The 23787-nt window shown below is 65.4% G+C and carries 22 protein-coding genes; 12 read left to right on the forward strand and 10 right to left on the reverse strand.

The window, feature by feature from the left end; translation table 11 throughout:
• Positions 1-77 precede the first annotated feature (77 nt).
• A complete protein-coding gene (locus A2J02_RS10285; protein WP_068049795.1) occupies positions 78-1205 on the forward strand; it encodes a resuscitation-promoting factor in 1128 nt (375 codons plus the stop codon).
• 118 nt (positions 1206-1323) lie between these two features.
• Positions 1324-2199 carry a 16S rRNA (adenine(1518)-N(6)/adenine(1519)-N(6))-dimethyltransferase RsmA gene (gene rsmA, locus A2J02_RS10290; protein ID WP_068049796.1) on the forward strand — a complete coding sequence of 292 codons (876 nt, stop codon included), beginning with the start codon at positions 1324-1326 and terminating at the stop codon, positions 2197-2199.
• Between the two features lie 10 nt (positions 2200-2209).
• Here rsmA and A2J02_RS10295 read toward each other — a convergent pair whose 3' ends face one another.
• Together A2J02_RS10295 and A2J02_RS10300 are read right to left on the reverse strand one after the other, a co-directional pair.
• Entirely contained in the window at positions 2210-3025 is an 816-nt protein-coding gene (locus A2J02_RS10295) for a DNA/RNA non-specific endonuclease (protein WP_068049797.1), read from the reverse strand.
• 12 nt (positions 3026-3037) lie between these two features.
• Positions 3038-4027 (reverse strand): helix-turn-helix transcriptional regulator, encoded by a 990-nt coding sequence (locus tag A2J02_RS10300; RefSeq protein WP_068049830.1) that lies wholly within the window; start codon positions 4025-4027, stop codon positions 3038-3040.
• A gap of 182 nt (positions 4028-4209) precedes the next feature.
• Here A2J02_RS10300 and A2J02_RS10305 point away from each other — a divergent pair, with 182 nt between their 5' ends.
• From A2J02_RS10305 to A2J02_RS10320, 4 genes are all read left to right on the forward strand, one after another.
• On the forward strand, positions 4210-5145 hold the full coding sequence (locus A2J02_RS10305; protein WP_068049832.1) for a 4-(cytidine 5'-diphospho)-2-C-methyl-D-erythritol kinase: 936 nt from the start codon (positions 4210-4212) through the stop codon (positions 5143-5145).
• Positions 5145-6941 carry an ABC-F family ATP-binding cassette domain-containing protein gene (locus A2J02_RS10310; protein ID WP_068049798.1) on the forward strand — a complete coding sequence of 599 codons (1797 nt, stop codon included), beginning with the start codon at positions 5145-5147 and terminating at the stop codon, positions 6939-6941. The genes A2J02_RS10305 and A2J02_RS10310 overlap by 1 nt, the downstream gene beginning before the upstream one ends.
• Positions 6942-7054: 113 nt before the next feature.
• Positions 7055-7738 carry a DUF4166 domain-containing protein gene (locus A2J02_RS10315; RefSeq protein WP_068049799.1) on the forward strand — a complete coding sequence of 228 codons (684 nt, stop codon included), beginning with the start codon at positions 7055-7057 and terminating at the stop codon, positions 7736-7738.
• A 45-nt stretch (positions 7739-7783) separates the two neighbouring features.
• The gene (locus A2J02_RS10320) at positions 7784-8782 is read left to right on the forward strand and encodes an enoyl-CoA hydratase/isomerase family protein (protein WP_068049800.1); all 999 of its coding nucleotides are present in this window, start codon (positions 7784-7786) and stop codon (positions 8780-8782) included.
• A 10-nt stretch (positions 8783-8792) separates the two neighbouring features.
• Here A2J02_RS10320 and A2J02_RS10325 read toward each other — a convergent pair whose 3' ends face one another.
• The 3 genes from A2J02_RS10325 to A2J02_RS10335 form a co-directional block, all read right to left on the reverse strand.
• Positions 8793-9452 carry a hypothetical protein gene (locus A2J02_RS10325; protein WP_068049833.1) on the reverse strand — a complete coding sequence of 220 codons (660 nt, stop codon included), beginning with the start codon at positions 9450-9452 and terminating at the stop codon, positions 8793-8795.
• 147 nt (positions 9453-9599) lie between these two features.
• On the reverse strand, positions 9600-10253 hold the full coding sequence (gene pnuC / locus A2J02_RS10330; protein WP_068049801.1) for a nicotinamide riboside transporter PnuC: 654 nt from the start codon (positions 10251-10253) through the stop codon (positions 9600-9602).
• A 6-nt stretch (positions 10254-10259) separates the two neighbouring features.
• Complete coding sequence (locus A2J02_RS10335) at positions 10260-11954, reverse strand: peptide chain release factor 3 (RefSeq protein WP_037192020.1); 1695 nt, start codon at positions 11952-11954, stop codon at positions 10260-10262.
• A gap of 146 nt (positions 11955-12100) precedes the next feature.
• On the opposite strand from A2J02_RS10335, the gene A2J02_RS10340 reads away from it, so the two are divergent.
• Entirely contained in the window at positions 12101-13735 is a 1635-nt protein-coding gene (locus A2J02_RS10340) for a fatty acyl-AMP ligase (protein ID WP_068049803.1), read from the forward strand.
• A gap of 93 nt (positions 13736-13828) precedes the next feature.
• On the opposite strand, the gene pth is transcribed toward A2J02_RS10340, so the two are convergent.
• The 3 genes from pth to A2J02_RS10355 all read right to left on the reverse strand — a co-directional run bounded on the left by pth (position 13829) and on the right by A2J02_RS10355 (position 16020).
• Complete coding sequence (gene pth, locus A2J02_RS10345; RefSeq protein WP_231911432.1) at positions 13829-14431, reverse strand: aminoacyl-tRNA hydrolase; 603 nt, start codon at positions 14429-14431, stop codon at positions 13829-13831.
• A gap of 90 nt (positions 14432-14521) precedes the next feature.
• Positions 14522-15199, reverse strand: a complete 678-nt coding sequence (locus A2J02_RS10350) for a 50S ribosomal protein L25/general stress protein Ctc (protein ID WP_068049809.1) — start codon at positions 15197-15199, stop codon at positions 14522-14524.
• A gap of 242 nt (positions 15200-15441) precedes the next feature.
• Positions 15442-16020 (reverse strand): TetR/AcrR family transcriptional regulator, encoded by a 579-nt coding sequence (locus tag A2J02_RS10355; protein WP_068049811.1) that lies wholly within the window; start codon positions 16018-16020, stop codon positions 15442-15444.
• Positions 16021-16093: 73 nt separating this feature from the next.
• Between A2J02_RS10355 and A2J02_RS10360 the strand changes: the two genes are divergently transcribed.
• Positions 16094-17026: a DMT family transporter gene (locus A2J02_RS10360; RefSeq protein WP_068049813.1), complete on the forward strand. Its 933-nt coding sequence runs from the start codon at positions 16094-16096 to the stop codon at positions 17024-17026.
• Here the strand turns inward: A2J02_RS10360 and A2J02_RS10365 are convergent.
• Positions 17004-18173 (reverse strand): aminotransferase class V-fold PLP-dependent enzyme, encoded by a 1170-nt coding sequence (locus A2J02_RS10365; RefSeq protein ID WP_068049814.1) that lies wholly within the window; start codon positions 18171-18173, stop codon positions 17004-17006. The two genes, A2J02_RS10360 and A2J02_RS10365, sit on opposite strands and share 23 nt — an antisense overlap.
• A 147-nt stretch (positions 18174-18320) precedes the next feature.
• Here A2J02_RS10365 and egtA point away from each other — a divergent pair, with 147 nt between their 5' ends.
• Genes egtA through egtD form a run of 4 tightly spaced genes read left to right on the forward strand, consistent with a single transcriptional unit; the run spans position 18321 to position 22597 of the window.
• Positions 18321-19577: an ergothioneine biosynthesis glutamate--cysteine ligase EgtA gene (gene egtA, locus A2J02_RS10370; RefSeq protein ID WP_068049816.1), complete on the forward strand. Its 1257-nt coding sequence runs from the start codon at positions 18321-18323 to the stop codon at positions 19575-19577.
• On the forward strand, positions 19574-20878 hold the full coding sequence (gene egtB / locus A2J02_RS10375) for an ergothioneine biosynthesis protein EgtB (protein WP_068049817.1): 1305 nt from the start codon (positions 19574-19576) through the stop codon (positions 20876-20878). Before egtA ends, egtB begins: the two co-directional genes overlap by 4 nt.
• On the forward strand, positions 20879-21619 hold the full coding sequence (egtC, locus tag A2J02_RS10380) for an ergothioneine biosynthesis protein EgtC (protein ID WP_068049818.1): 741 nt from the start codon (positions 20879-20881) through the stop codon (positions 21617-21619).
• Between the two features lie 9 nt (positions 21620-21628).
• On the forward strand, positions 21629-22597 hold the full coding sequence (egtD, locus tag A2J02_RS10385) for an L-histidine N(alpha)-methyltransferase (protein ID WP_068049819.1): 969 nt from the start codon (positions 21629-21631) through the stop codon (positions 22595-22597).
• A gap of 104 nt (positions 22598-22701) precedes the next feature.
• On the opposite strand, the gene A2J02_RS10390 is transcribed toward egtD, so the two are convergent.
• Positions 22702-23559: a DUF559 domain-containing protein gene (locus A2J02_RS10390; protein WP_068049821.1), complete on the reverse strand. Its 858-nt coding sequence runs from the start codon at positions 23557-23559 to the stop codon at positions 22702-22704.
• Positions 23560-23787 lie beyond the last annotated feature (228 nt).

Here is a 23787-nt window from a genome sequence, read left to right on the forward strand (position 1 = left end):
AATTCGTTACCGTACCGTGACCGAACTCGGGCGTTTCTACGCCGAAGTCACGCTCGCAACCGCCAGGAATACGAAACTTGTCGACTATCAGACGCCTCAACTCCGCCCGTTCGACCACGCTCTACCTGGTCGTCGCGGCCCTGTTGATGACGCTCGTCGCCGGTGGCGTGATGGCCGTGAGCCGTCACAAGACCGTGACCATCGACGTCGACGGCGACATGATTTCGCTGAGCACGATGAAGACCGACGTCAACAGTGCTCTGGCCGACGCCGGCTACGCGCCGTCGGACAAGGATCTGGTCGTTCCTGCGCCGGACTCCGATCTCAGTGACGGCGACACCGTGGTCCTGCGCCGCGCCCGTGAAATCACGCTGAACGTCGACGGGCAGCCCGAGAACATCTGGACCACCGCCCTGACCGTCGAGGAAGCTCTGCAGCAGACCGGTCTGGCCGAGGACGTGCACGTCTCCGCCTCGCGCTCCGAGCGACTGCCGCTCGACGGCACCGAACTCGATGTGGCACTGCCCAAGCAGGTCTCGCTCCTCGACGGTGGAGCACCTGCCGCGCCGGTCACCCTGGCCGCACCGACCGTGCGTGAATTCCTCGAAGCAGCGGGTGCGCCGCTCGAGGAAGCCGACACCGTCAGCCCCGATCCCGACGCAGCCGTCACCGACGGCGCCGAGATCGTCGTCACGCGTGACCGCACCGTCACCAAGACCGAAACCACGGACACCGATGCTCCTGAGCAGCGCATCGAGGATCCGACGATGAACATGAGCCGCACCGTCGTCGAGAACCCGGGTGCGCCGGGGGTCTCCGACATCACCTGGAAGATCAACATGGTGAACGGCATCGAGGTCGGTCGCGAGAAGGTCGACGAGACGGTCAAGGTACCCGCGCAGCCGAAGACCGTTCGCGTCGGAGCGAAGCCGGGTACCGAGGTGCCGCCGGTGGAGAACGGTGCGATCTGGGACGCGCTCGCGCAGTGCGAGGCCACGGGCAACTGGGCGATCAACACAGGCAACGGCTTCTACGGCGGCGTGCAGTTCGACCAGAACACCTGGGAACGCCAGGGCGGCCTCAAGTACGCACCGCGCGCCGACCTCGCCACCCGCGAGGAACAGATCGCCATCGCGTCGGTGACACAGAAGTCGCAGGGCTGGGGCGCATGGCCTGCCTGCACCTCGCGCCTGGGTTACCGCTGACTGTCCCGGGTCGTTCCGCGGGCTCCACTCCTGCGTTTCTGGGTCGTTCCGCGGGCTCCACTCCTGCGTTTCTGGGTCGTTCCGCGGGCTCCACTCCTGGCCCCGTAGAGTTTCCGCCGTGTCCGAACATGTGAGGGGATCTGCGGCTCTGCTCGGTCCTGCCGAAGTCCGCTCCCTCGCCGCCGAGCTCGACGTGCGCCCCACCAAACAACTCGGGCAGAACTTCGTGCACGACGCCAATACTGTTCGACGCATCGTCGCCTCCGCGGGTGTGGGCCCGCAGGACACGGTCCTCGAGGTCGGCCCCGGCCTCGGATCGCTGACACTCGCGCTGCTCGATGTCGCCGAGGCCGTCATCGCCGTCGAGATCGACCCCAAGCTCGCGAACCGATTGCCCACGACGGTGGCCGACCGGGCCCCCACTCTGGCCGATCAGCTGACGGTGATCGAGGCCGACGCGCTGCGCGTACGAGCCGCGGACATTGCGGGGGAGCCGACCGCTCTGGTGGCCAACCTGCCCTACAACGTTGCCGTTCCCGTACTGATCCATCTGTTCTCGGAATTGCCGAGCCTTCGCGTCGCCGTGGTGATGGTCCAGGCCGAGGTGGCCGATCGACTCGCCGCGGTACCGGGAAGCAAGATCTACGGCATCCCCAGCGTCAAGGCCAGATTCTTCGGGGACGTCAAAAGAGCAGGCGCAGTGGGCCGTTCGGTGTTCTGGCCGGTACCCAAGGTCGAGTCGGGGCTGGTCCGCATCGATCGGTACGCCGAGCCGCCGTGGCCGACCGACACCGCGCATCGCAAGGCCGTGTTCGCGGTGATCGATGCCGCCTTCGCGCAGCGACGCAAGACCCTACGAGCAGCCCTGGCCGGGTGGGCAGGCTCCCCGGTTGCCGCCGAACGGCGGCTGCGTGAGGCCGGGATCGACCCCACTGCTCGCGGCGAGACCATCGACGCCGCAGCCTTCGTCCGTTTGGCCGCCACCGAAGCCTGAGGCCCTCTCTCTACAGGTGGATGTCCGTCAGGGCAGTCAGCTCGGTCCACGTCGACGCGCCCTCGCGGGCAGCAGCCACCGGCGCGTAGCGGTCGGCGTCGATCAGAATGCCCACGTCCAGGCCTGTCATCGACGCGATGTCGCCCACCGGAACCTGATAGGTCCGATACGGGCCGAGAGGCGGGGGATCGGTCTCGAGCCGCAGCGGTTTGTCGAGGATCGGGTCCAGAGACGGCGACTGGTCGAGAACGTATCCGGTGCATGCTGGAGCCGAATCCTGCGACCAGGCCGCGATCTTGAAGAACTGCCGCGGAATGGCGACGCCCCGGTAGATCGGATCGTCGTCGGCGAAGATGCAGCCGCTGAAGACCGAGAGCTTTCGGTCGTACTGCTCGGCGTTTCCCAGCACGTAATCCTCGAGCCCCAGCCACAGTGTCTTCGACTGGTTCAACGTGGCCGTCTGCGGAGCGCACACGGTGTAGTGGAACGTGTCCTCGTTGGCGCGCTCGGCCACTGCACGCTCACCCCACACCGGATCTCGCCGGCGAACCAGATGTCCGCGATCGAGGTCGTTGTTCCGGTACAACTCGTTGCCGGCCTGCTGCGCTGCCGGTAGCCGATCGTCGAGTCGCCAGTTGTCTCCGCGCCCCACATCCTGCAGGCTCGCGCCGTCGATGTTGACGCCGGTGACCGCGGCGAGGCGTCGGGCAGGGTCGATGGACACCGAGAAGTGCGTGTACGGAAGAACCACCACATCGGCGCGATCGGGCAACGGAACGTCGATGTCGGCCAGGAACTTCGGGTCGAAACCGAGTGGTGTCGTCATCTGCCCATTGACTCACGTACCGGTTACCGGAGGGTGAACCGCCGCCAGGTATCGCTCGTTCAGTCTCGCGTGCCGCTCGGCCACGATGCGGCATTCCTCGCGTAGTTCCGGTGGATCGAGCACTGTGAAATCGGTGTCGAACGCTGCGAGCCACCGCGCGATCGAGGGCAGCGAATCTCCGGCCAACACCACCGCGCAGGTGCCCTCGTCGATGGATTCCATTGTGCCCCATTGCTCGTCGATCATCGGGGCGATCTGCTCGATCGGGGCGTGCAACGCGATCCGCGCCTGAACCTGAGTGAACGCACGATCGATTCCCTTCGAGACGAAAGCCGCCGCACCGCCAGGCGGCAGCTCCCGCGGAGTGAACCGCGGGCCCGTCGGAATTTTCGGATCCAGGCGATCCACTCGATACGACCGCCAATCCTCCCGCAGCACATCCCAACCCAGCAGATACCAGCGTGCCCCCGCCCGCACCAGGCTGTACGGCTCCACCTCGCGCCTGGACTCGGAACCGTCGTGCTTGCGGTAGTCGAACCGCAACCGCTCGTGGGCGTGACATACCGCCGCCACCGTGGACAGCACCGACGCATCCACCGCCGAACGCGAGGTCTGCTCCACCACGTCGATCCGCAACGCGTCGAGCCGATGCTGGATGCGCGACGGCATCACCTGCCGCAACTTCGTCAACGCCCGCAACGACGCCTCGCCGATGCCCGCCACCGAGCCACCGGCCGCCGACTGCAACCCGAACGCCACCGCCAACGCCTCGTCGTCGTCGAGCAACAGCGGCGGCATCTCGGCACCGGGACCGAGTTGATAGCCGCCACCGACTCCCGGCGTCGCATTGACCGGGTAACCGATGTCGCGCAGCTTGTCCACATCGCGCCGCAGCGTCCGAGGAGTGACGTCGAGTCGCTCCGCCAGTTCTGCGCCCGCCCAATCACGACGTGTCTGCAGCAGAGACAACAGCCGCAGCAGCCGAGCCGATGTTTCCTTCATGACGTCACGATGCCACGCATTGCGGACAACTACAGTCCGCATCGGCCGATCGTTGCGGCCCCCGAAGTCCACTGAATGTGACATTGACCCCCGAAAAGGTCACTGAATGTCACATCGACTACCCACCGGAGGCCGCCCTGGTGGTGAACTCGGTCGCTGTTTCTCCACTACTGTGGTTACTCGTGCTGTCTGTCGTTCCCACACCCGTCGTCGTTCGGGCCCCGTCGAAGGTGAATTTGCATCTGTCGGTCGGTGACCTGCGTCCCGATGGCTTTCACGAGCTGACGACGGTGTTCCAGGCGCTCTCGCTCTCGGACGAACTGTCGGTGGTTCCGGCCAAGACGCTCTCGGTTCGGGTGCGCGGCGACGACGCGAGGGTGGTTCCCACCGATTCACGGAATCTGGTGTGGAAGGCCGCCGAGTTGCTGGGCCGTCGGGTGGGGCGAGAGCCGTCGGTGGAGATCACCATCGACAAGGGAATTCCGGTGGCCGGTGGCATGGCAGGCGGAAGTGCCGATGCTGCTGCGACTCTGGTGGCCTTGAACGCGATGTGGCATCTCGAACTCTCGCGTGACGAGCTCGACGAGGTGGCGGCTCAACTCGGCAGCGACGTGCCGTTCTCGTTGCACGGCGGAACCGCGGTCGGAACCGGTCGCGGGGAGAAGCTGCTTCCGGTGCTCTCGCGCAACAGTTTTCACTGGGTTCTGGCGTTGGCGAAGGGCGGTCTGCAAACGCCTGCCGTCTACAACGAGCTCGACGAACTGCGTGCCAAGGGTGATCCGCCTCGCCTCGGCGGCACCGAGGATCTGATGCATGCGTTGGCGTCCGGGGATGCGCGTGCACTCGCGCCGTTGCTCGGCAACGACCTGCAGGCCGCTGCGGTGTCGCTGATGCCGCAGTTGCGTCGCACGCTGCGTGCGGGAGTCACCGCCGGGGCGTTGGCGGGCATCGTGTCCGGCTCGGGCCCCACCTGCGCGTTCCTGTGCGCCGACGCCGACGCGGCGGTGTCGGTGAGCGCTGAACTCTCCGGTGCAGGCGTGTGCCGCACCGTCCGTGTTGCGAGTGGACCGGTTCCCGGTGCTCGTGTTGTCACTAGCGAATCGATTGGTTTTTCCTGATGGTCAATCTCGTCAATCTCGAAAACGTCAGCAAGTCCTTCGGCGTCAAGCCGCTGCTCGACGGTGTCTCCCTCGGCGTGCAGGAGGGCGAACGAATCGGCATGGTCGGCCTCAACGGCGGCGGTAAGACCACCACCCTCGAGGTGCTCGCGGGCATCGAGCCGCCCGATTCGGGACGCGTCAGCCGGGTCAACGGTCTGCGGATGGCAGTGGTCACGCAGCGCGGCGTGCTGCCTCCCGGGTCTACCGTCGGCCAGGTGGTCCTCGACCCCCTCGGAATGGCCGAGCACGAGTGGGCGGGCGACTCTCGGGTGCGAAACATCCTGACGGGCATCGGTATTGCCGATCTCGGGCCTGCAGGTAGTTCGGGACTCGACGCGCCGATCGACAACCTCTCGGGCGGCGAGCGTCGACGAGTTGCGTTGGCAGCGGCCCTGGTTCAGGATCTGGACCTGCTGGTGCTCGACGAGCCGACCAACCACCTCGACGTCGAGGGCGTGCAGTGGTTGGCTGCGCACCTGGTCAGCCGTCGCAGTGCGCTGGTGGTCGTCACCCACGATCGCTGGTTCCTCGACACCGTCGCCAATCGCACGTGGGAAGTGGTCGGTGGCGGCGTCGAGGCCTACGAGGGTGGTTACAACGACTGGGTGTTCGCCCGGGCCGAGCGGTCCCGTCAGGCCGACGCGTCCGAGGAGCGTCGACGCAACCTCGCGCGCAAGGAACTGGCCTGGCTGCGCCGCGGTGCCCCGGCCCGTACCTCCAAGCCGAAGTACCGCATCGAGGCGGCCGAGGCTCTGATCGCCGACGTTCCCGCCCCGCGTGACTCCGTCGCGTTGTCCTCGTTCGCTCAGCGCCGTCTCGGCAAGGTCGTCATCGAACTCGAGGACGCGCGCCTCGAGACCCCCGACGGCCGCGAGCTGGTGAAGGACTTCACCTGGCGCCTGGCTCCCGGTGAGCGCGTCGGTCTCGTCGGCGTCAACGGTTCGGGCAAGACGACCATGCTCCGCACGCTCGCCGGTGAACTGCAGCCTGCTGCCGGCAAGCGCATCCAGGGCCAGACCGTCAAGATCGGTTGGCTGAAGCAGGAATTGGACGACCTGCCCAAGAAGCTGCGTGTTCTCGACGCGGTCAAGGAAGTGGCCGAGCGGATCACGCTGGGCGACAGAGAGATTTCTGCCGGGCAGCTCGCGGAGCGGCTCGGCTTCACCCCGGCGCGTCAACGCACCCCCGTCGGAGATCTCTCCGGTGGAGCGCGTCGTCGGCTGCAGCTCACTCGCGTGTTGATGGCCGAGCCGAACGTGCTGCTGCTCGACGAGCCCACCAACGATCTCGACATCGACACCCTCCAGCAGCTCGAGGACATCCTCGACGGCTGGGCGGGCACTCTCGTCGTCATCAGTCACGATCGGTACCTGATCGAGCGAATCTGTGATTCGACGTGGGCACTGTTCGGCGACGGCAAGCTCACCAACCTGCCAGGCGGCATCGAGGAGTACCTGCGCAGGCGGGCCGTCCTCGCCGCCGACGCGACGCCGGACTCGCTGACCACCGGAAGTGCGCCGCGCAAAGCCACCCGTGATGCGGCCTCCGAGCGTGCGGCCCGTAAGGAACTCAGCAAGCTCGAGAAGCTCGTCCTCCGGCTCTCCAAGCGTGAGGTCGAACTGCACGCCGAACTCGTCGACGCGTCCACCGAGCAGGGCAAGCTCGTCGCCCTCGACACCGAACTCAAGCAGGTCCTCGCCGACAAGGATGTCGCCGAGGAACGATGGATGGAACTGGCCGCCGAGTTGGAGTAGTGCGGCGGAGCCGCATGTGACTAGCTGAGTAACGGGTCGTTCCGCAGGCTCCACTCCTGGCTCGTAGCCTGCTACGAAGTTTCGTGCACGTGCGCGCAGCGCATACTGGGGTCATGACATCGGTCGTCGCGGAAGTACTCGGTTCGGATTTTGCCCGTCTGCATCCCAAGGTTCAGTGGCGCTTCGGATTGCAGTCCTCGGACGATCTCGCTCAGTTCGGAGTGGGCGTGATGGAGGAGATGACGCATTCTCGGCTGGTGCCGCCGCCGTTGCTGTGGGCCGGACGCAAGCGCGGTCTCTTTCCCGCCGGTGTCGGCAAGGACGTGCCGTTCACCATTGCCAACTATGCGTATGTCGACGAATTGGGCCGCGAGACAATGTCTTTCGTGCGTCGCTTCGCTTTCGCGGGTCGCCCGCAGGGGATGAACTCGGTGATGGTGTCCTCCGCCGAGTCCGACGCATATGCCCTGGACTATCTGGGTTTCTCCTCGGACATGGTGGTGCACACCAGGTGTGAGGTCGATGCAGATGGCGGGCTGATCCTCGAGAGCGAGGTGCCGCGATTCCTGCTCGGCCCGCTGGCACCGAAGTTGCCCAAGGTGGCGTCGGCAGTGACGATCGGTCGGGAGTGGTGGGATGCGGCCGAGGAGCGGCATCGCATCGAGATCGAGGTGAAGAGTCCGGTGCTCGGACAGCTGTTTCTCTATCGAGGGTGGTTCACTGTGGAAGAGCGGCCCTGTCTCGCCGCCGACATTCCCGATGACGCGCGTCCGCGGTCGGTCGAGTCTCGCGAATAGCGCTACTGTTACGCGTCGAACGATCTGCGTGTGAAGGAGTCAACAGTGGCCGTTGTCGAAGCCGAGATCGTGGGCGGCGTAGGGCATATCGTCCTGAACCGGCCGGAGGCTCTGAACTCGTTGAACGGTGCGATGATCGAGGGCATCCGCACCGCACTCGACGCGTGGCGAGACGACGATGCGGTCACGTCCGTTCTGGTGACGAGCAGTTCACCCAGGGCATTCTGTGCAGGCGGAGACATCAAGGCGATTCGGCAGGCCGTCGTCGACGGTGACAACGAGGCCGGCCCGGCGTATTTCGCGGCGGAGTACGACCTCGACGAACTGATCGCGAACTACCCCAAGCCGTACATCGCCGTGATCGAAGCCGCGGCTTTCGGCGGCGGCCTGGGCATTTCGATTCACGGCAGCATCCGCATCGTCACCGAGAACGCCGTGTTGGCCATGCCGGAGACGGCGATCGGTTTCGTGCCGGATGTCGGGTCGAGCTATTTTCTGTCGCGCCTGCCGGGCCATGTCGGACGGTACCTGGCGCTGACGGGAACTCGTATCTCCGGATCCGATGCGCTCGCACTGGGATTGGCGACGCACTTCTGCCCCAGTGACTCGGTGGAGAGCCTGAAAACAGACATACTCGCCGGCGTTGCCGTCGACGAGGTGTTGAATCGATACACCACTGCGCCGTCGACGACCGAGCTGTCGTTCGACGCGGAGGCGGTGGCAGCGGTGTTCGAAAAGGAATCGCTCGTCGACATCATCGACGCACTGGTGTGCGACACACCGTGGTCGCGGACGACGAAGACCCAGTTGGCGACGCTGTCGCCGACATCTCTGATGGCCACCGACGCGCTGATCGCACGCGGAGCCGGCAGCACGTTGCGTGAATGCCTCGATCGGGAGTTGCGGATGGCGACGTGGATCATCACCGAACCGGACTTCGCCGAGGGTGTTCGTGCAGTGTTGGTCGACAAGGACCGAGCGCCGCAATGGAAGCCTCTGGTGCTCGAGATGGTGCGACCAGAGGCATTCCAGCAGCTGCTGTGACCGGTACGGGTCAGCGGTAGCCCTTGGCGGGGTTCTGCAGGTCCAGCACGATGGTCTGGCCGTTGGAGCGCACGTGGATCTCGGGGTTCTGCAGGCCACCCGAGACGAGGTATTCGCCGAGGAGCTGGAGCAGCTCGTCGGGGCCGACGGAGGTGTCGGGGGTGCGGATGTCGCCGGTGCGGCTGCCGAGCTCGTTCTGGGTCAAGCGTCCCGCGATGCGTACCGAGGCGACACCCATGGCGGTGCGACGGTCGGGTCCCTGGCCACGACCGAGCGACGGCGAGGCGGTGGAGCCGTGAGACGTGGAGCGGCCGTTGGTGGGCAGGCCGTGTTCTGAGATCTGATCGCTTGTAGTCACTTCAACCTCGTTCGATTCCGTGGCGGGCTTCTCTGGACGACGTCGATCCGCGCGGGGGGTCGTTGAATCCGTGTCGGACGACGTTGCTGGTGCAGGCGTTGTTGCGGACGCCTTCTCGGTGGACGTGACCACTGCCTCCGACTTCTCGGTGGACGGGGTCTCGACCGCCTTCTCGGCGGGCGCTGCCGCCGAAGAATCGGTGCGGCCACCGGCGGGTGAAGCGGAGTCGGACTTCGGCGGCGTCGCCAAACGATGCGCGGGAGCGCCACCGACCTTGATCCCGGCCAGTGGGTAGTTCGATCCCTTTGTCATGTCGTTTTCCACTTCATCGTGATTCCCAGGTGGTTCCGCGCCGAGATGTCACGATCGGGTATCGATCAGGACGGGCTACTCGGCGTCGAGCACGCAGAAACGTACTCGAAGTTTGTTCGGACAGGCTGAGAGTAGCATCACGATTGTTTACGACGCTATTTTTTGACCGAAGTTCTTGTTCTGGATCCTGAACCACACAGCGAATCCCCAGGCCACGAACGCGGCGTACACAAGGTAGAGAACCGCGGACGGATAGAACCCGGCGACGATCAGCAGCGGAACGCCCACGATGTCCACCGCTATCCAGATCAGCCAGAACTCGGTGAGCCCACGGGCCATTCCGAAAGTAGCCAGCATGGATCCGGTGAAGATCCACGCGTCGGCCCACTTGCCGAACGAACCGAGGTAGCCGAACAGTTGCGCGAACACCACCGTGCCGACGATCGCGACGAGGAGCATCGCCGTCCGCTCCCGCGCCGTGCCCCATCGCGGCAGAACCGCGGCCCCGGACCGCTTCGAATCGCGCAGCCAGCGCATCAACCCGTAGACGCTCACGGCGATGAACATCAGCTGTCGCCCGGCCTGGCCGTACAGATCGAGTGCCTGCGGAGTATGGAACACGCCGCCGAGAAAAACGGTGAACAGCAGTGCATTTCCGATGATCCCGACCGGCCACGCCCACACGACGCGTCGCATTCCCCCGATCGCCGAGAGCAAGCCGAAACCGTTGCCGACCACCTCACGCCACAGAATCGGGTGCCCCAGAACGGAGAATTCTGCGTCGAGCAGATCGATCAGCACGGGTTGCTACTGATCACCCGCGGCGACGAGCGGTTCGAGGGTGAGCTCGGGCATCTCCTTCTGGATGTACTGCAGACGCCACTTGTCGCTCACCAGTGCCAACAGCGCGCCGTCGGTGCGAGTGAAGACCTCGACACCGCGTTGGCGACCCAGTTCGACGGCCGAGGCTGCATCGGTGCGTCGAGCAAGGGAGTATCCGAGCGGTTCCATTCGAGCGTCGACGCCGAACTCGGTCTTCATGCGTGCGGTGACCACCTCGAACTGCATGGGTCCGACGGCGGCGAGCACGGGGGACGCGTCGCCGCGAATGTCGTTGCGCAGCACCTGAACGACGCCCTCGGAATCGAGTTGCTCGACGGCGCGGCGGAACTTCTTGTACTTGTCGGCGCTGTCGACGCGCAGTGCCGAGAAGTGCTCGGGTGCGAACGACGGAATGGGCGGGAACTCGACCTTCTTGTCGGTGTAGAGCGTGTGCCCCGGGGCGAGCGCGGTCGCGTTGACGAGGCCGACGATGTCTCCCGGGTAGGCGTTCTCGACGGTCGTACGATCGCGACCGAACACCGTCAACGCGTACTTGGTGGTGAACGGCTTCTTGGTTTGCGAGTGGGTGACGACCATGCCGCGCTCGAACACTCCGGAGACCACGCGCATGAATGCCAGTCGGTCGCGGTGCGCGGTGTCCATGCCCGCCTGCACCTTGAACACGACGGCGCTGAACGGGTCGGTGACCTCGCGTACGCCGCCGGAGACGTCGTCACGCGGGCCGGGTGACGGCGCGAGGGCCACGAGGGTGTCGAGAATCTGCCGAACGCCGAAGTTGAGCATCGCGGAGCCGAAGATCACCGGCGACGTCTGGCCGGCCAGGAACATCTCCTGATCGTGCTGTTGACCGCTCGAGATCAGCAGATCGCTCTCCTCGACGGCGGTGTCCCAGTCGACACCCTCACGTTCGGCGGCGGCCTCGGCCGTCATGAATTCCTCGGGAGCGATGGTCGCGCCACCAGCGGTGCGGGTGAAGCGTATGTAGCTGCCGTCCTGCACGTCGAGCAGGCCGCGGAAGTCACCGGCGATCCCGACGGGCCAGTAGAGAGGCGTCGGCGTCAGGCCGATTCGCGACTCGATCTCGTCGAGCAGCTCGAGCGGCGACTGGCCCGGGCGGTCCCACTTGTTGATGACGGTGATGACCGGGATGCCGAACTGGCGGCACACCTGGAACAGCTTGAGGGTCTGCGGCTCGAGGCCCTTGGCGGCGTCGATCAGCATGACGGCCGCGTCGACGGCGGTCAGCACGCGGTAGGTGTCCTCGGAGAAGTCGGCGTGGCCGGGCGTGTCGACGAGGTTGATGACGTTGGTGATCTCGGCGTCGGGGGAGGTCTGGTAATTGAACTGCAGCGCAGTCGAACTCACCGAGATACCGCGGGCCTTCTCCATCTCCATCCAGTCGGAGACGGTGGAGCGGCGGCCGGCCTTGCCGTGGATGGCACCGGCCTCGGAGATGACACGTGCGTGCAGGGCGAGGGCCTCGGTGAGCGTCGACTTACCGGCGTCGGGGTGCGAGATCACCGCGAATGTTCGACGCCTCGCGACCTCGGTCTCGAGCTCTTTGGCCTGGCCTCGGGTGGTCCCGGACTCGTCGAGCGCAGCCGGTCCGGACCCTTCGAGCGTTGCGTCGACGTCGGGGGTGCTGGACGGGGTACTCACGAAGACCTCATTCTCGTAGCAAGGGCGGCACCGAAAGAGTGGCCGGGGCAAAATCAAAGGATACGCGGCCCGTTGTTCCCCTCGGTCGGGGCGGGAGTGCCTACTGTGAACGGTAGGCCGGGAGATCCCTCACGAGGAGACGTGCGTTGAGCAAGTTCACCGAAGAGATGTTCGAGACCGCGAGCACCAGCAAGCACGGTCTGGTGACCGGCGAGCCCGACGAGGCGCTTCGGCAGTCCTGGGGTGAGATCCACGAGCAGGCGCGGCGAATGGCCGGGGCTCTGGCCGACGCAGGCGTCGAACACGGGGACGCGATCGGGATTCTGGCCGGTCAGCCGGTGGACATCGCGCCGGCGTGCCAGGCGACGTGGATGCGCGGGGGATCGGTGACGATGCTGCACCAGCCCACTCCGCGGACCGACCTCGCCGTCTGGGGCGAGGACACCGAGACCGTCGTGCGGATGATCGAGGCCAAGGCCGTGATTCTCGGGGCACCGTTCGACATCGCCGCACCCGTGCTCGAGGAGCGCGGAATCACCGTGCTGAAGATCGAGGACATGAAGACCGGTCGCGATATCGATCCGGTGCCGACGGCCGAGTCCGACATCGCACTGCAGCAACTGACGTCCGGCTCGACCGGTTCGCCGAAGGCCGTGCGGATCACACACGAGAACTTCTACGTCAATGCCTACGCCATGATTGATCGCATCGAATTCGATGTCGATTCCGATGTGATGGTCAGCTGGCTGCCACTGTTCCACGACATGGGGATGGTGGGCTTTCTGTCGGTGCCGATGCAGGTCGGTGCCGAGGTCGTCAGCATCACTCCACTGGACTTCCTGCGTTCGCCGCTGTTGTGGGCCAAGCTGATTCACAAGTATCGCGGAACCGTCACCGCAGCACCGAACTTCGCGTACTCCCTGCTGGCGCGGCGGCTGCGTCAGGCCGAGGACGATATGGATCTCGATCTGTCCACTCTGCGCTATGCCTGGAACGGAGCCGAGCCGGTCGACCCGGACACCATGACCGCGCTCGCCGAGGCCGGGGCCCCGTACAAGCTCAACCCACTCGCTCTGGCCCCGGTCTACGGAATGGCGGAAACGACTCTCGCAGTGTCGATTCCGGATCCCGATCAGGGACAGGTGATCGATGTGGTCGACGCGGACCTGCTCGAGACCCTCGGTCGCGCCGTCCCGTCGACCCGCGGCAACACCCGTTCGCTCGCGACGCTCGGCAAGTTCGTTCCAGGATTGGAGGGACGCGTCGTCGACAAGGAGGGGCAGGTGCTCACTGCCCGCGGCGTGGGCATCATCGAGGTGCGGGGCAAGGCCGTCACCCCCGGCTACATCACCGTCGAAGGCCCGGTGTCGACGCTCGACGCGGACGGCTGGCTCGATACCGGCGACGTCGGCTACATCACCGAGGACGAACTGGTGGTCGTCTGCGGACGTATCAAGGACGTCATCATCATGGGTGGTCGCAACATCTATCCCACCGATATCGAACGGGCCGCGGGCACTGTTGCCGGTGTGCGGCCGGGCAATGCCGTCGCCATCCGGCTCGATGCCGGTGAGAAACGCGAAAGCTTCGCTGTGGCAGTGGAAACCAACGACATCGACAAGCCGGACGAGGTCAAACGCATCGAACGGGAAGTGATCCACGCGGTGCACTCGGAGGTGGGTGTGCGACCGCGAACCGTTGCGGTGTTGGGGCCGGGCAGCATTCCGAAGACGTCGAGCGGCAAACTGCGACGGGCGAATTCGGTGTCGCTGCTGAACTGACGCGAACGGCGGGACCTCACACCCTTTCTGCGGGGTGCGCGCCTTCGTTCGGACGCGAGAACAGGCGCGCGCTTCGCAACAGCGGTGTGAGGTTCAGCGCGGGTGCACCCGGTTCTGTGCCGCTTCCAGTCCGGCCGACAGCAGCAGCTCCGCGGCGTCCGCGGCTTCCTCGACGACGACGCCGAGATCCTTGCGCTCGGCCGCCGAGAACGGCTTGAGCACGAACGACGCCGGATCCATTCGCCCCGGGGGTCGCCCGACGCCGACGAGCACGCGCAGGTAGTCCTTGGTGCTCAGGTGCTGGGAGATCGAGCGGAGTCCGTTGTGGCCGCCTTCGCCGCCGCCGAGTTTGAGTCGCAGAGCACCGAAGTCGATGTCCAGCTCGTCGTGCACCACCACGATGTTCGCCGGCTCGATCGAGAAGAATCGCGCCAACGCAGCCACCGGCTGGCCCGAGAGATTCATGAACGTCCGCGGCTTGGCGATGATCACCGAGCGAGCGCCGAGGCGGGCCTGGACGACGTCGGAATTGGACTTCTTGTGCGAGGAGAACGCCCCGCCGATGCGTCCGGCAAGAGCGTCTGCGACCATGAAACCGACGTTGTGGCGGGTCTTTTCGTACTGCGGGCCGGGATTGCCGAGGCCGACGATCAGGGCAGGCGCTGTACTTTCGGCACTCACGGGGTCAACACTCACGCTCGTCATTGTCGCATCACGCCTTCGAAACGAACGACGCGCTGTTCCCGGTGTGGGAGCAGCGCGTCGTACGCGGTCGGTGGAGCGAGATCAGCTGTCGCTGTCCTTGCTCTCCTCGTCGGCCGAATCCTCGTGGCTCTCGGCCTCTTCCTGAGTTTCGGCCTCGCCCTCCTCGGAGATCGGCTCGGTGCCTTCGCCGTCGGCTTCGAGCTCTTCCTCGGACGGTGCCTCGGTGACGTTGACGAGCAGCTGCTCGGGGTCGGACGTCAGGGTGACGCCCTCGGGCAGCTCGACGTCCTTTGCGTAGTACTGCGTATCGATCGGGTTGTCCTCGACGGAGATGACGAAGTTCTCCGGGATCTCCAGGGCGTCGGCCTCGATCTCGATGTAGGTGGAGTCGGTGACCACCAGGGTGCCGGGCGCGGCATCGCCTTCGACGATGATGTTGACCTCGACGGTGACGCGCTCGCCCTTCTTGAGGACGAGGAGGTCGGCGTGCTCGATGCTGCGACGGATCGGGTGCACGACGATCGACTTGGTCAGCGCCAGCTGCGACTTGCCGTCGATGTCGAGGGTGAGCACGGCGTTGGTGCCGTCGTTACGCAGCACAGCTGCGAACGCGCGAGCGTCCAGCGCGAGGTGCTGGGGGTCGGTGGCGTGTCCGTACAGAACGGCGGGAACGAGTCCGTCGCGACGTGCGCGGCGAGCTGCGCCCTTGCCGAATTCGGTGCGGACCTGCGCGGTGAGATTGTTTACCTTCGATGCCATGGTGCTACATGCTCCTGATAACTGTGGTTCGTGCGGCGTACTTCGTCGGGCGGTCAAGCTCGTCGGGGCGGACACGAACGAGCGCGGCCAACGGGGCCGAGCCGCGTCGATAACGGTGGATCCGGAACTATTCGGATCTACCCTCGCCGAGACAACCTGGGAAACAATACACGACCACGTCTTGTGCGTGGAAGCTCGACCCCTGCTACGAGCCCGGAGTGGAGCCGGCGTAACGACCGCAGTTACTGCCGTGCACCTGCGAGCGCAGCGAGCAGATCCGACGCGATGCCCCGCGCCACCACGATGGCGTCATCGCGAGCTCCCGCCGTCCCCATGACCACCGCACCCTCGTGCAGCACCGACAGTCGGGTTCCCAGCTGTTCGGCATCGGGGTATCCCGCTTCGGTGGCCAGTCGCGCGAACAACGATCTGGTCCAGGCTTTCTCGGACTCGATGATCGCGAGCACCGGGCTGTCGGTGCCGCCGAACTCGGCGAAGGCGTTGACGAATCCGCAGCCGCGATGGTTGTCGCGCATCCAGACGTCCAGGGCGTCGTACACCCCGAGGATCCGGGTGTCACCGGGTTCGAGGGCATCGACGAATTCCGTCACGTGATCGCACCACAGAGCGTATCGACGGGTGAGGTATCGCTGCACCAGGCCGTCCTTGGAGCCGAATCGGTCGTACAGGGTCTTCTTCGTGGTGCCTGCCTCCTCAGCGATCAGGTCGACTCCGACGGCTCGGATGCCGCGCGCGTAGAACAGCTCGCTCGCGACGGTCAGGATGCGTTCTCCGGCGGGGGTGAGGGGCTTGTCGAGCATGGTTGCCTTCCGAAAGCGCTGGTGAGAAGCAGGTGCACTGCAAGTATACAGACCTGTATGTTTACATCGCAGCATGAAAGCGAATGTCGACGCCGTCGCAGGTACGGCCCTGGTGGTGCTGTGGAGTTCGGGGTTCATCGGAGCCGAACTCGGTACAGCCGAAGCCCCCGCGCACACTCTGCTGGCCTGGCGTTATGTCGCGGCTGCGGTGCTACTGATCGCCTGGTGCCGATATCGCAGGCTGACCCCCACCTGGCGTGCCATCCGAATCCACGCAGTCCTCGGCCTCTTCTGTCAGTTCCTGTACCTCGGTGCCACGATCACCGGGATCGGGATGGGAGTGCCGCCTGGAGTCGCCGCATTGATCGCCGCACTTCAGCCGCTGGTCGTCGCGACGGCGTCGAGCAGGATCTTCGCCGAACGCGTCGGAGGACGGCAGAGTCTGGGGCTCGTCGTCGGCATCGCGGGTGTCTCGCTGGTAGTGCTGGGGGACCTGTCCGGTGCCGACCTCGCCTGGCCCGTCTATCTACTACCGGCGGCCGGAATGCTGGCTCTGTCGATGGGCACGATCGGTCAGCGAGTGCTGGCACCGAAGGAACCGATCGCACTGTCGATGGCCATCCAATGTTCCATCAGTGCAGTCGGTTTCATGACGTGGAGCGCGTTGGCCGGTGATGTCGCACCGCCCATGACGACGGGCTTCTGGGCGGCCGTGGCGTGGACGGTCGTGCTCTCGACCTTCGGTGCGTACGGCGCGTACCTGTTCGTGGTGCGTCGCAACGGGCCCACCCGCGCCAGCGTGTTGCTCTACCTGACCCCGCCGACGACGATGGTGTGGGCCTGGATCATGTTCGGCGACGCGATCACCTGGCTCGGACTCGGTGGGCTGGTGATCTCCGCAGTCGGTGTGGCCGCCTATGTGAGCGGAACGTCAACCCCTGCTACGAGCCCGGAATGGAGCCTGCGGAACGACCAAAAACCGGTCACGCACCTGCGAGCGCAGTGAGCATCGTGTCCAATTCGGCGAATGTGACGAAATAGTGGGGAGATGCACGAACGACCGCGTCGAGCCCCCGGCCGGTCATGTCCAGGCGGGTCGAGCTGCGGTGGCTGACGGTCACGGTCACCCCGCGCTCCCCGAGTCGGTCGCGCACGGCCACGGGATCTTCGCCGTCCACGGTGAACGAGACGATGCCGTTCTTGCGGTCGCCGAGGTCGTGCACGGTCACTCCGGGGATCTTCCGGAGCCCGGCCCGCAGGTATTCGGCACGTTCGACAACGGCCTCCTCGACCTGGTCGACGCCGAGCTCGAGGAGATAGTCGACGGCCGCCCCGAGCGCGAGCCTGGCCGCGATGTCGCATTCCCAGAACTCGAATCGCGTGGCATCGTCGGCCATTCGGTACGTCTGTCGGTCGACCCATTGAGCGCTGTGCAGGTCGAGGGCCGGCGGATGCAGTGTCGACGCCAATCCCGGTCGCAGGTAGAGGAAGCCGGTTCCGCGGGGGCCGCGCAGCCATTTGCGGCCGGTGGCGGAGAGAGCATCGACTCCCAATTCCTCGACGTCGATGCGCATCTGCCCGATGGACTGGCAGGCGTCGAGCAGGACCAGTGCGCCGTGGCGGTGCGCGAGATCGGCGACAGCACGGGCAGGATTGATCAGACCGCCGTTGGTGGGGGCGTGCCCCACCGAAACCAGTTTCACCCGGTCGTCGAGCATCGATTCGAGTGCGTGCACGTCGATGCGTCCCGATTCGTCACTCGGGACGATCTCCACCGTTGCGCCGGTGACCTCGGCGCGGTGGAGGGCGGAGATCGCGTTGCTGGCGTACTCGGCCTCGCCCAGCAGTATTCGATCACCGGGGGACAGCGGCACCGAGTAGAAGAAGTCTGTCCAGGCCCGGGTCGCAGAATCGCTCAGTGCGATGCTCGCTGCCGGGGCTCCGATCAAGGTTCCGATCGAGGTCTTGACCGCGGCGAGATCGTCGAGTCGTTCGTTCGCGGCCCGGTACCCACCGATTTCCGCTTCCCGGCGCAGGTGTTCGATCGCGGTATCGAGGACGACGGTCGGAGGTAGAGACGATCCGGCGCTGTCGAGAAAGACCCGGCCCGACGCACCGGGGGTGTCGCGTCGAATGCGGTCGTGATCGAGCATCGGTCGTCCTTTCGGTAGCGAACTCTCGGGCACCAGAGTTCCACAATCGGTAGCCTCGATCAGACGAGGGATCGCGGCGTTTTCGATCCCCGCGGCTGGGTACGTACTCCGAGCGGAGAACGTGTTGAGTGCGGAAAGAAGGAATGAGTGTCGTCCAACGAGAAGTCTCTCGGGCTGAGCTCGCGCCCAGCAGCAGAGGCATATGTATCGAAGGTGTGTTTCAAGCTGGGGCCACCGGCTCTCATCGGTGCCGAACTCGAGTGGCTCACCGCCCTCGACGACGGAACGCGTCCGACCCTCCCAGCTCTGGCCGCTGCGCTCGGTGTTCACTCCCCGCGCAGTATCGATCCCGAGTCACCCGCCCTGTCGTTGCCGGGCGGCAGCATCGTCACCGTCGAACCCGGCGGTCAGGTCGAATTGTCCAGTTCGCCTTATCTATCCGTTTCCCAACTCGCACCGATGCTCGACGCCGATGCGCGGTTGCTACGGGACATTCTCGGTAAGGCCGGCATCGACATCGCGTCCGTTCCGGCGGATACTGCTCGGGCACCCGAACGTCTCCTCGTGCTACCGCGGTACTGCGCGATGGAGAATCGGTTCACCACCATCGGCCCCTTCGGAAAGCTGATGATGTGCAACACCGCAGCGGCTCAGGTGAGCGTCGACGCGGGTCGTGATCGCGCCGAGGTCGCCGCGCGTTGGCACATGCTCCACGTCATCGGTCCTGCCTTCGTGGCTGCGTTCGCTCGATCTCCCGAACTTTCCGGTGCACCCGCGGGACGCTGGGCATCCCAGCGGATGCGGACCTGGCTCGAACTCGATTCCAGCAGAACGGATTCCAGCAGAACGTCGGTGCCCAACACCGGCGACCCGATCACCGACTATGCACGGTGGGCGCTCGACGTTCCGTTGCTCTGCATCCAGGGCGTCACGCAGAACTGGGAAGCGCCGCCGGGCACCACGTTCGCGCAGTGGGTGGACGATCCCGCCATCGTCGGACGCCCGCCGACCTTCAGCGATCTCGACTATCACCTGACCACCCTGTTCCCTCAGGTGCGTGCCTGCGGGCACTTCGAGATTCGCTATCTCGACGCGCAACCGGACGGGCAGTGGGTGGTTCCGGCGGCGGCGTTCGAGGCGCTGCTGTCCACACCCGAACTGGTGGCCCGAGCCACCGAGCTCGGCGGCGGTACGGCGGGACGGTGGCTCGACGCGGCCCGCGTCGGGCTGGCAGATCGCGAGCTCCGCACAGCCGCAACCGAGTTGCTCGATCTCGCAGCGGAGTTCGGTGGCGAATTCTCCGACCATTTGTCGGCAGCCTCTCGCCGGTGCAGTGCCGGCGCGACGCCCAGCGCACTCGACACGGCGGCACGGGAACTTCGGACTCGAAAGGAATCGGTGTGAGCGCCGAACAACTCAGGAGCAAAATAGAAACGGTCCTCACGCGCAGCCGAGCCCGCAGTGCGGCGCTCACCGATTGCGTGGACGAAACCGAACTGATGTCGCAGCATTCGCCGTTGATGAGCCCGCTGGTCTGGGATCTCGCCCACATCGGTAGCCAGGAAGAGCTCTGGCTCGTTCGTGATGTCGGGGGTCGCGATCCCGTGCGTCCCGACATCGACGAGCTGTACGACGCCTTCAAACACTCGCGTTCCTCGCGTACGTCGCTTCCGTTGCTCACTCCGGACGAGGCACGCGTCTACGTCCAGACCGTCCGCGACAAGGCCTGGGATGTGCTCGATCACAGCACTTTCGAGGGTAGGCCGGTCGAGAAACATGGCTTCGCATTCGGCATGATCGCCCAGCACGAGCAGCAACACGACGAGACCATGCTCGCGACCCATCAACTGCGTTCAGGACCTGCGGTTCTGACCGCTCCTGCGCCTCCCACGTCGGCCACACCGGTGTCGGGTGAGGCCGTCATCGCCGGTGGATCGTTCTCGATGGGGACCTCGCTCGATCCGTGGGCTCTCGACAACGAGCGACCGGCCCACACGGTGCACGTGCCGACGTTCGCCATCGACCGAGCCCCGATCACCAACGCGCAGTTCATGGACTTCATTGCCGACGGCGGTTACGAACGCCGCGAGCTGTGGACCGACAAGGGGTGGCAGCATCGCGTCGACGCGAACCTGACCGCGCCGCAGTTCTGGGAGTCCGACTCCGACGGCACCTGGTGGCGTCGGAGTTTCGGAGTGCGCCGTCCGGTGCGACCGCATCAGCCCGTCGTGCACGTGTGCTGGTTCGAAGCCGACGCCTACGCGCGGTGGGCAGGCAAGCGTCTGCCGACGGAGGCGGAGTGGGAGAAAGCTGCGCGATTCGACGCCGAGACCCGCACCAGCAACGCCTACCCGTGGGGCGACGCCGAACCCACTGCGGTACATGCCAATTTGAATCAACGGCATCTGGAACCGGCAGACGTCGGCGCGTATCCCGACGGTGCCTCTGCAGCAGGCGTGCACCAACTCATCGGTGACGTGTGGGAGTGGACCTCCTCCGATTTCGAGCCGTACCCCGGCTTCGAGGCCTTCCCGTACGCCGAGTACTCCGAGGTGTTTCTCCGTGGCGACTACAAGGTGTTGCGCGGCGGGTCGTTCGGCACCGACGAGGTGGCGTGCCGGGGCACGTTCCGTAACTGGGACCACCCGATCCGCCGCCAGATCTTCAGTGGGTTCCGGTTGGCCCGAGACGTCGAGCCCAGCTGAATGTGCCGTCATCTCGGGTATCTCGGCCCCCGCACGTCCGTCGGGGGAGTGCTCACAGACGGTGAGCACAGTCTGCGTGTGCAGGCGTATGCCCCCAGCGACATGCGCGGCGGCGGCACCATCAATGCCGACGGATTCGGTGTCGCGTGGTGGGACGGCGACGCAGCCGCGCACAGCTACCGCAATCCCATGCCCATCTGGACCGATCCGGCGGTGGACGATGTTCTGCCGCAGATCGATTCGACGTCGGTGATCGCGGCGGTGCGATCGGGGACCGTGGGAATGCCGGTGGAGCGCACCGCCTGCGCCCCCTTCACCGACGGCCGTTGGGCGTTCAGCCACAACGGTGTGGTGTTCGGTTGGCCGCAGTCGATGGCCGACCTGTGGTCGGAGGTGCCGTCCGTCGACGCGCTCGCATTACCTGCGCCGACCGATGCCGCCGCTCTGTGGGTCGTGCTGCAGAACCTGCTGCGCACCCACGATCCCGAGTCGGCACTGCGCATGCTGGTCCGCAGGGTTCTCGCAACCTCGTCCAAGGCGCGCTTGAATTTTCTGCTGTCGGACGGCCAGAGCATGTACGCCACGGCGGTGCATCATTCGCTGTCGGTTCTGCGGACCGAGGATTCGGTGACGATCGCCTCCGAACCCCTCGACGATCGACCCGACTGGATTTTCATCGACGACCGACGCATGGTCGTCGCCACGACAACCGATCTCACCATTTCCAGCCTGGAATCATAAAGGAGCGTCATGAGCACGGTGGACGTACATCTGGCCGACACAGCATTGCTCGACGAGTTGCGTAAGGACGTGCGGGACGGTCTCACTGCCGACCCGAAGTGGCTCTCGCCCAAGTACTTCTACGACGCGCTGGGCAGCGAGCTCTTCGAGCAGATCACGGTGCTGCCGGAGTACTACCCGACGCGTACCGAGCGCGCCCTCCTCGAGGAGCACGCCCTGGACGTCGCCGAAGCAACCGGATCGACGATGTTGATCGAGCTGGGCTCCGGCTCGTCGGAGAAAACGAAAATCCTGCTCTCCGCCGGGGTGAAGCATGGATCGCTCGAAACCTATGTACCGCAGGATGTATCCGTCACGGCCCTCGAGGGTGCCATCGAGCAGATCTCGCACGAGTTCCCGGCGCTCGAGGTGCGCGGCATCGTCAGCGATTTCACCGACACGCTGCACAATCTGCCCAGCGGCCAGGCACGGACGATCGCATTCCTGGGCGGAACGCTCGGCAACCTGATCCCCGAGGAACGCCGGGAGTTTCTCGGCGCCATCGCCGACGCCCTGGATCCGGGCGAGTATCTGTTGCTCGGTGTCGGTCTGGTGATCGATCCGAAGGTTCTCGTTCCGGCCTACGACGACGCCGCTGGAGTGACTGCGAAGTTCAACCGAAACGTGTTGTCGGTGATCAACTCTCGCCTGGGCGGCAACTTCGATCCCGATGCCTTCGAGCATGTCGCGCTGTGGAATGCCGAGCAGGAGTGGATCGAGATGCGGCTACGCGCAAACGCGCCGCAGGAGGTGTACCTCGCCGACCTCGATCTGCAGGTGCACTTCGACGCCGGTGAGGACCTCCGCATCGAGATCTCGGCGAAATTCCGGCCGGAGGGCATCACCGAGGAACTCGCGGCGGCGGGATTCGGCGTCGACCATCTCTGGTCCGACGCCGATTCCCGCTTCGCACTCATTCTTGCGCGGAAGGACGGGTAGCGGATCCACCGGAGTGGGCACCAGTGCACACAACGATCGCCGATCGACGGAATCCCGTCGATCGGCGTCGATAGGGTGCAACCCTGCCCGCTGCAGCCGCGTATTCACGGGAGTCGACGGTCGGTCGCTGCGATCGACTTCCGGCGACGCCGCACCACGGTGATGATTTCGTCCACGACGCGATCGAGGTCGGCAAGCGCTGTGGCCGCCGAGTAGCGCAGCACCAACCATCCATCGAGCACCAACTCGTTCTGGCGTCGACGATCGTTGTTGAACGTGGCGGGATCCGTGTGGAACTCTCGGCCATCGATTTCGACGATGACTCGTGCGGAAAAGTCGACCAAGTCGCCGTAGAACTTCCCGACGCGCGCATTGATCTCCATCGTGAAGTTGCGGGCTGTCAACGCCCGCGCTACTACGCGCTCCGGCTCTGATCGTGTTCTCGGGCAGCACGTTCGAAGCTGCTTCCGGACGGAAGCCATCCCGTGCATTCCCTTCGACGTGTCACACAGTGCGGCAACCCGTCGCCACGGCAGATGATGGTCGATGGCGTCGTCGAAGAATTTCTCGAGATCGGGCGTCGACAACGAGGTCGCGACGTCGACGAATGTCTGCTCCAGCGACACCACTCGAAGGCCTCGGTGGAGCTGGACCTCGACGAGGCGTCGGCGATGAACTCGAACCCACGGCACCGATCTCGACTGGACGTTCGGGGCCACCGTGACGGAGACGAGTCGCGGTTCGTAGTCGATCAGTCCCCACAACCAGGCCGCACTGTCGTGGCTCAGCACGGCGTCCGGTTTCCACAGAAGCGCACCGGTGCACAGTCCGAGGTAGTCCGGTTTCTCCGTCGCGTAGACCTTCGGCAGTAGGCACACGAGCTCTCCCGACTGCGATCGTCTCGAAATGGCGCTCGTACTGAGCCCTTGCGCCATCAACTGCTGCACCGTGTAAACCCCCATTGGTACACCGTTGCGGCTGGGGAGCCCGTGCAACAGTGGCAATCTCGCAATTGTGGATAACTCGATGACGTTATCCACAGGCAGTGCCCGGCAGAGTGGGCACCAGTGCACGCTACGGACGCCGATCGATGGAATCCCGTCGATCGGCGTCGGTAGTGTGCAACCCTGCTCGGCCGTCGTCGCCCAGCAATGGCGACATCGGGTTCAGGCATCCGCCAACGCGACCAC

Source organism: Rhodococcus sp. EPR-147 (genome assembly GCF_001647185.1).
Taxonomy (GTDB): domain Bacteria; phylum Actinomycetota; class Actinomycetes; order Mycobacteriales; family Mycobacteriaceae; genus Rhodococcoides.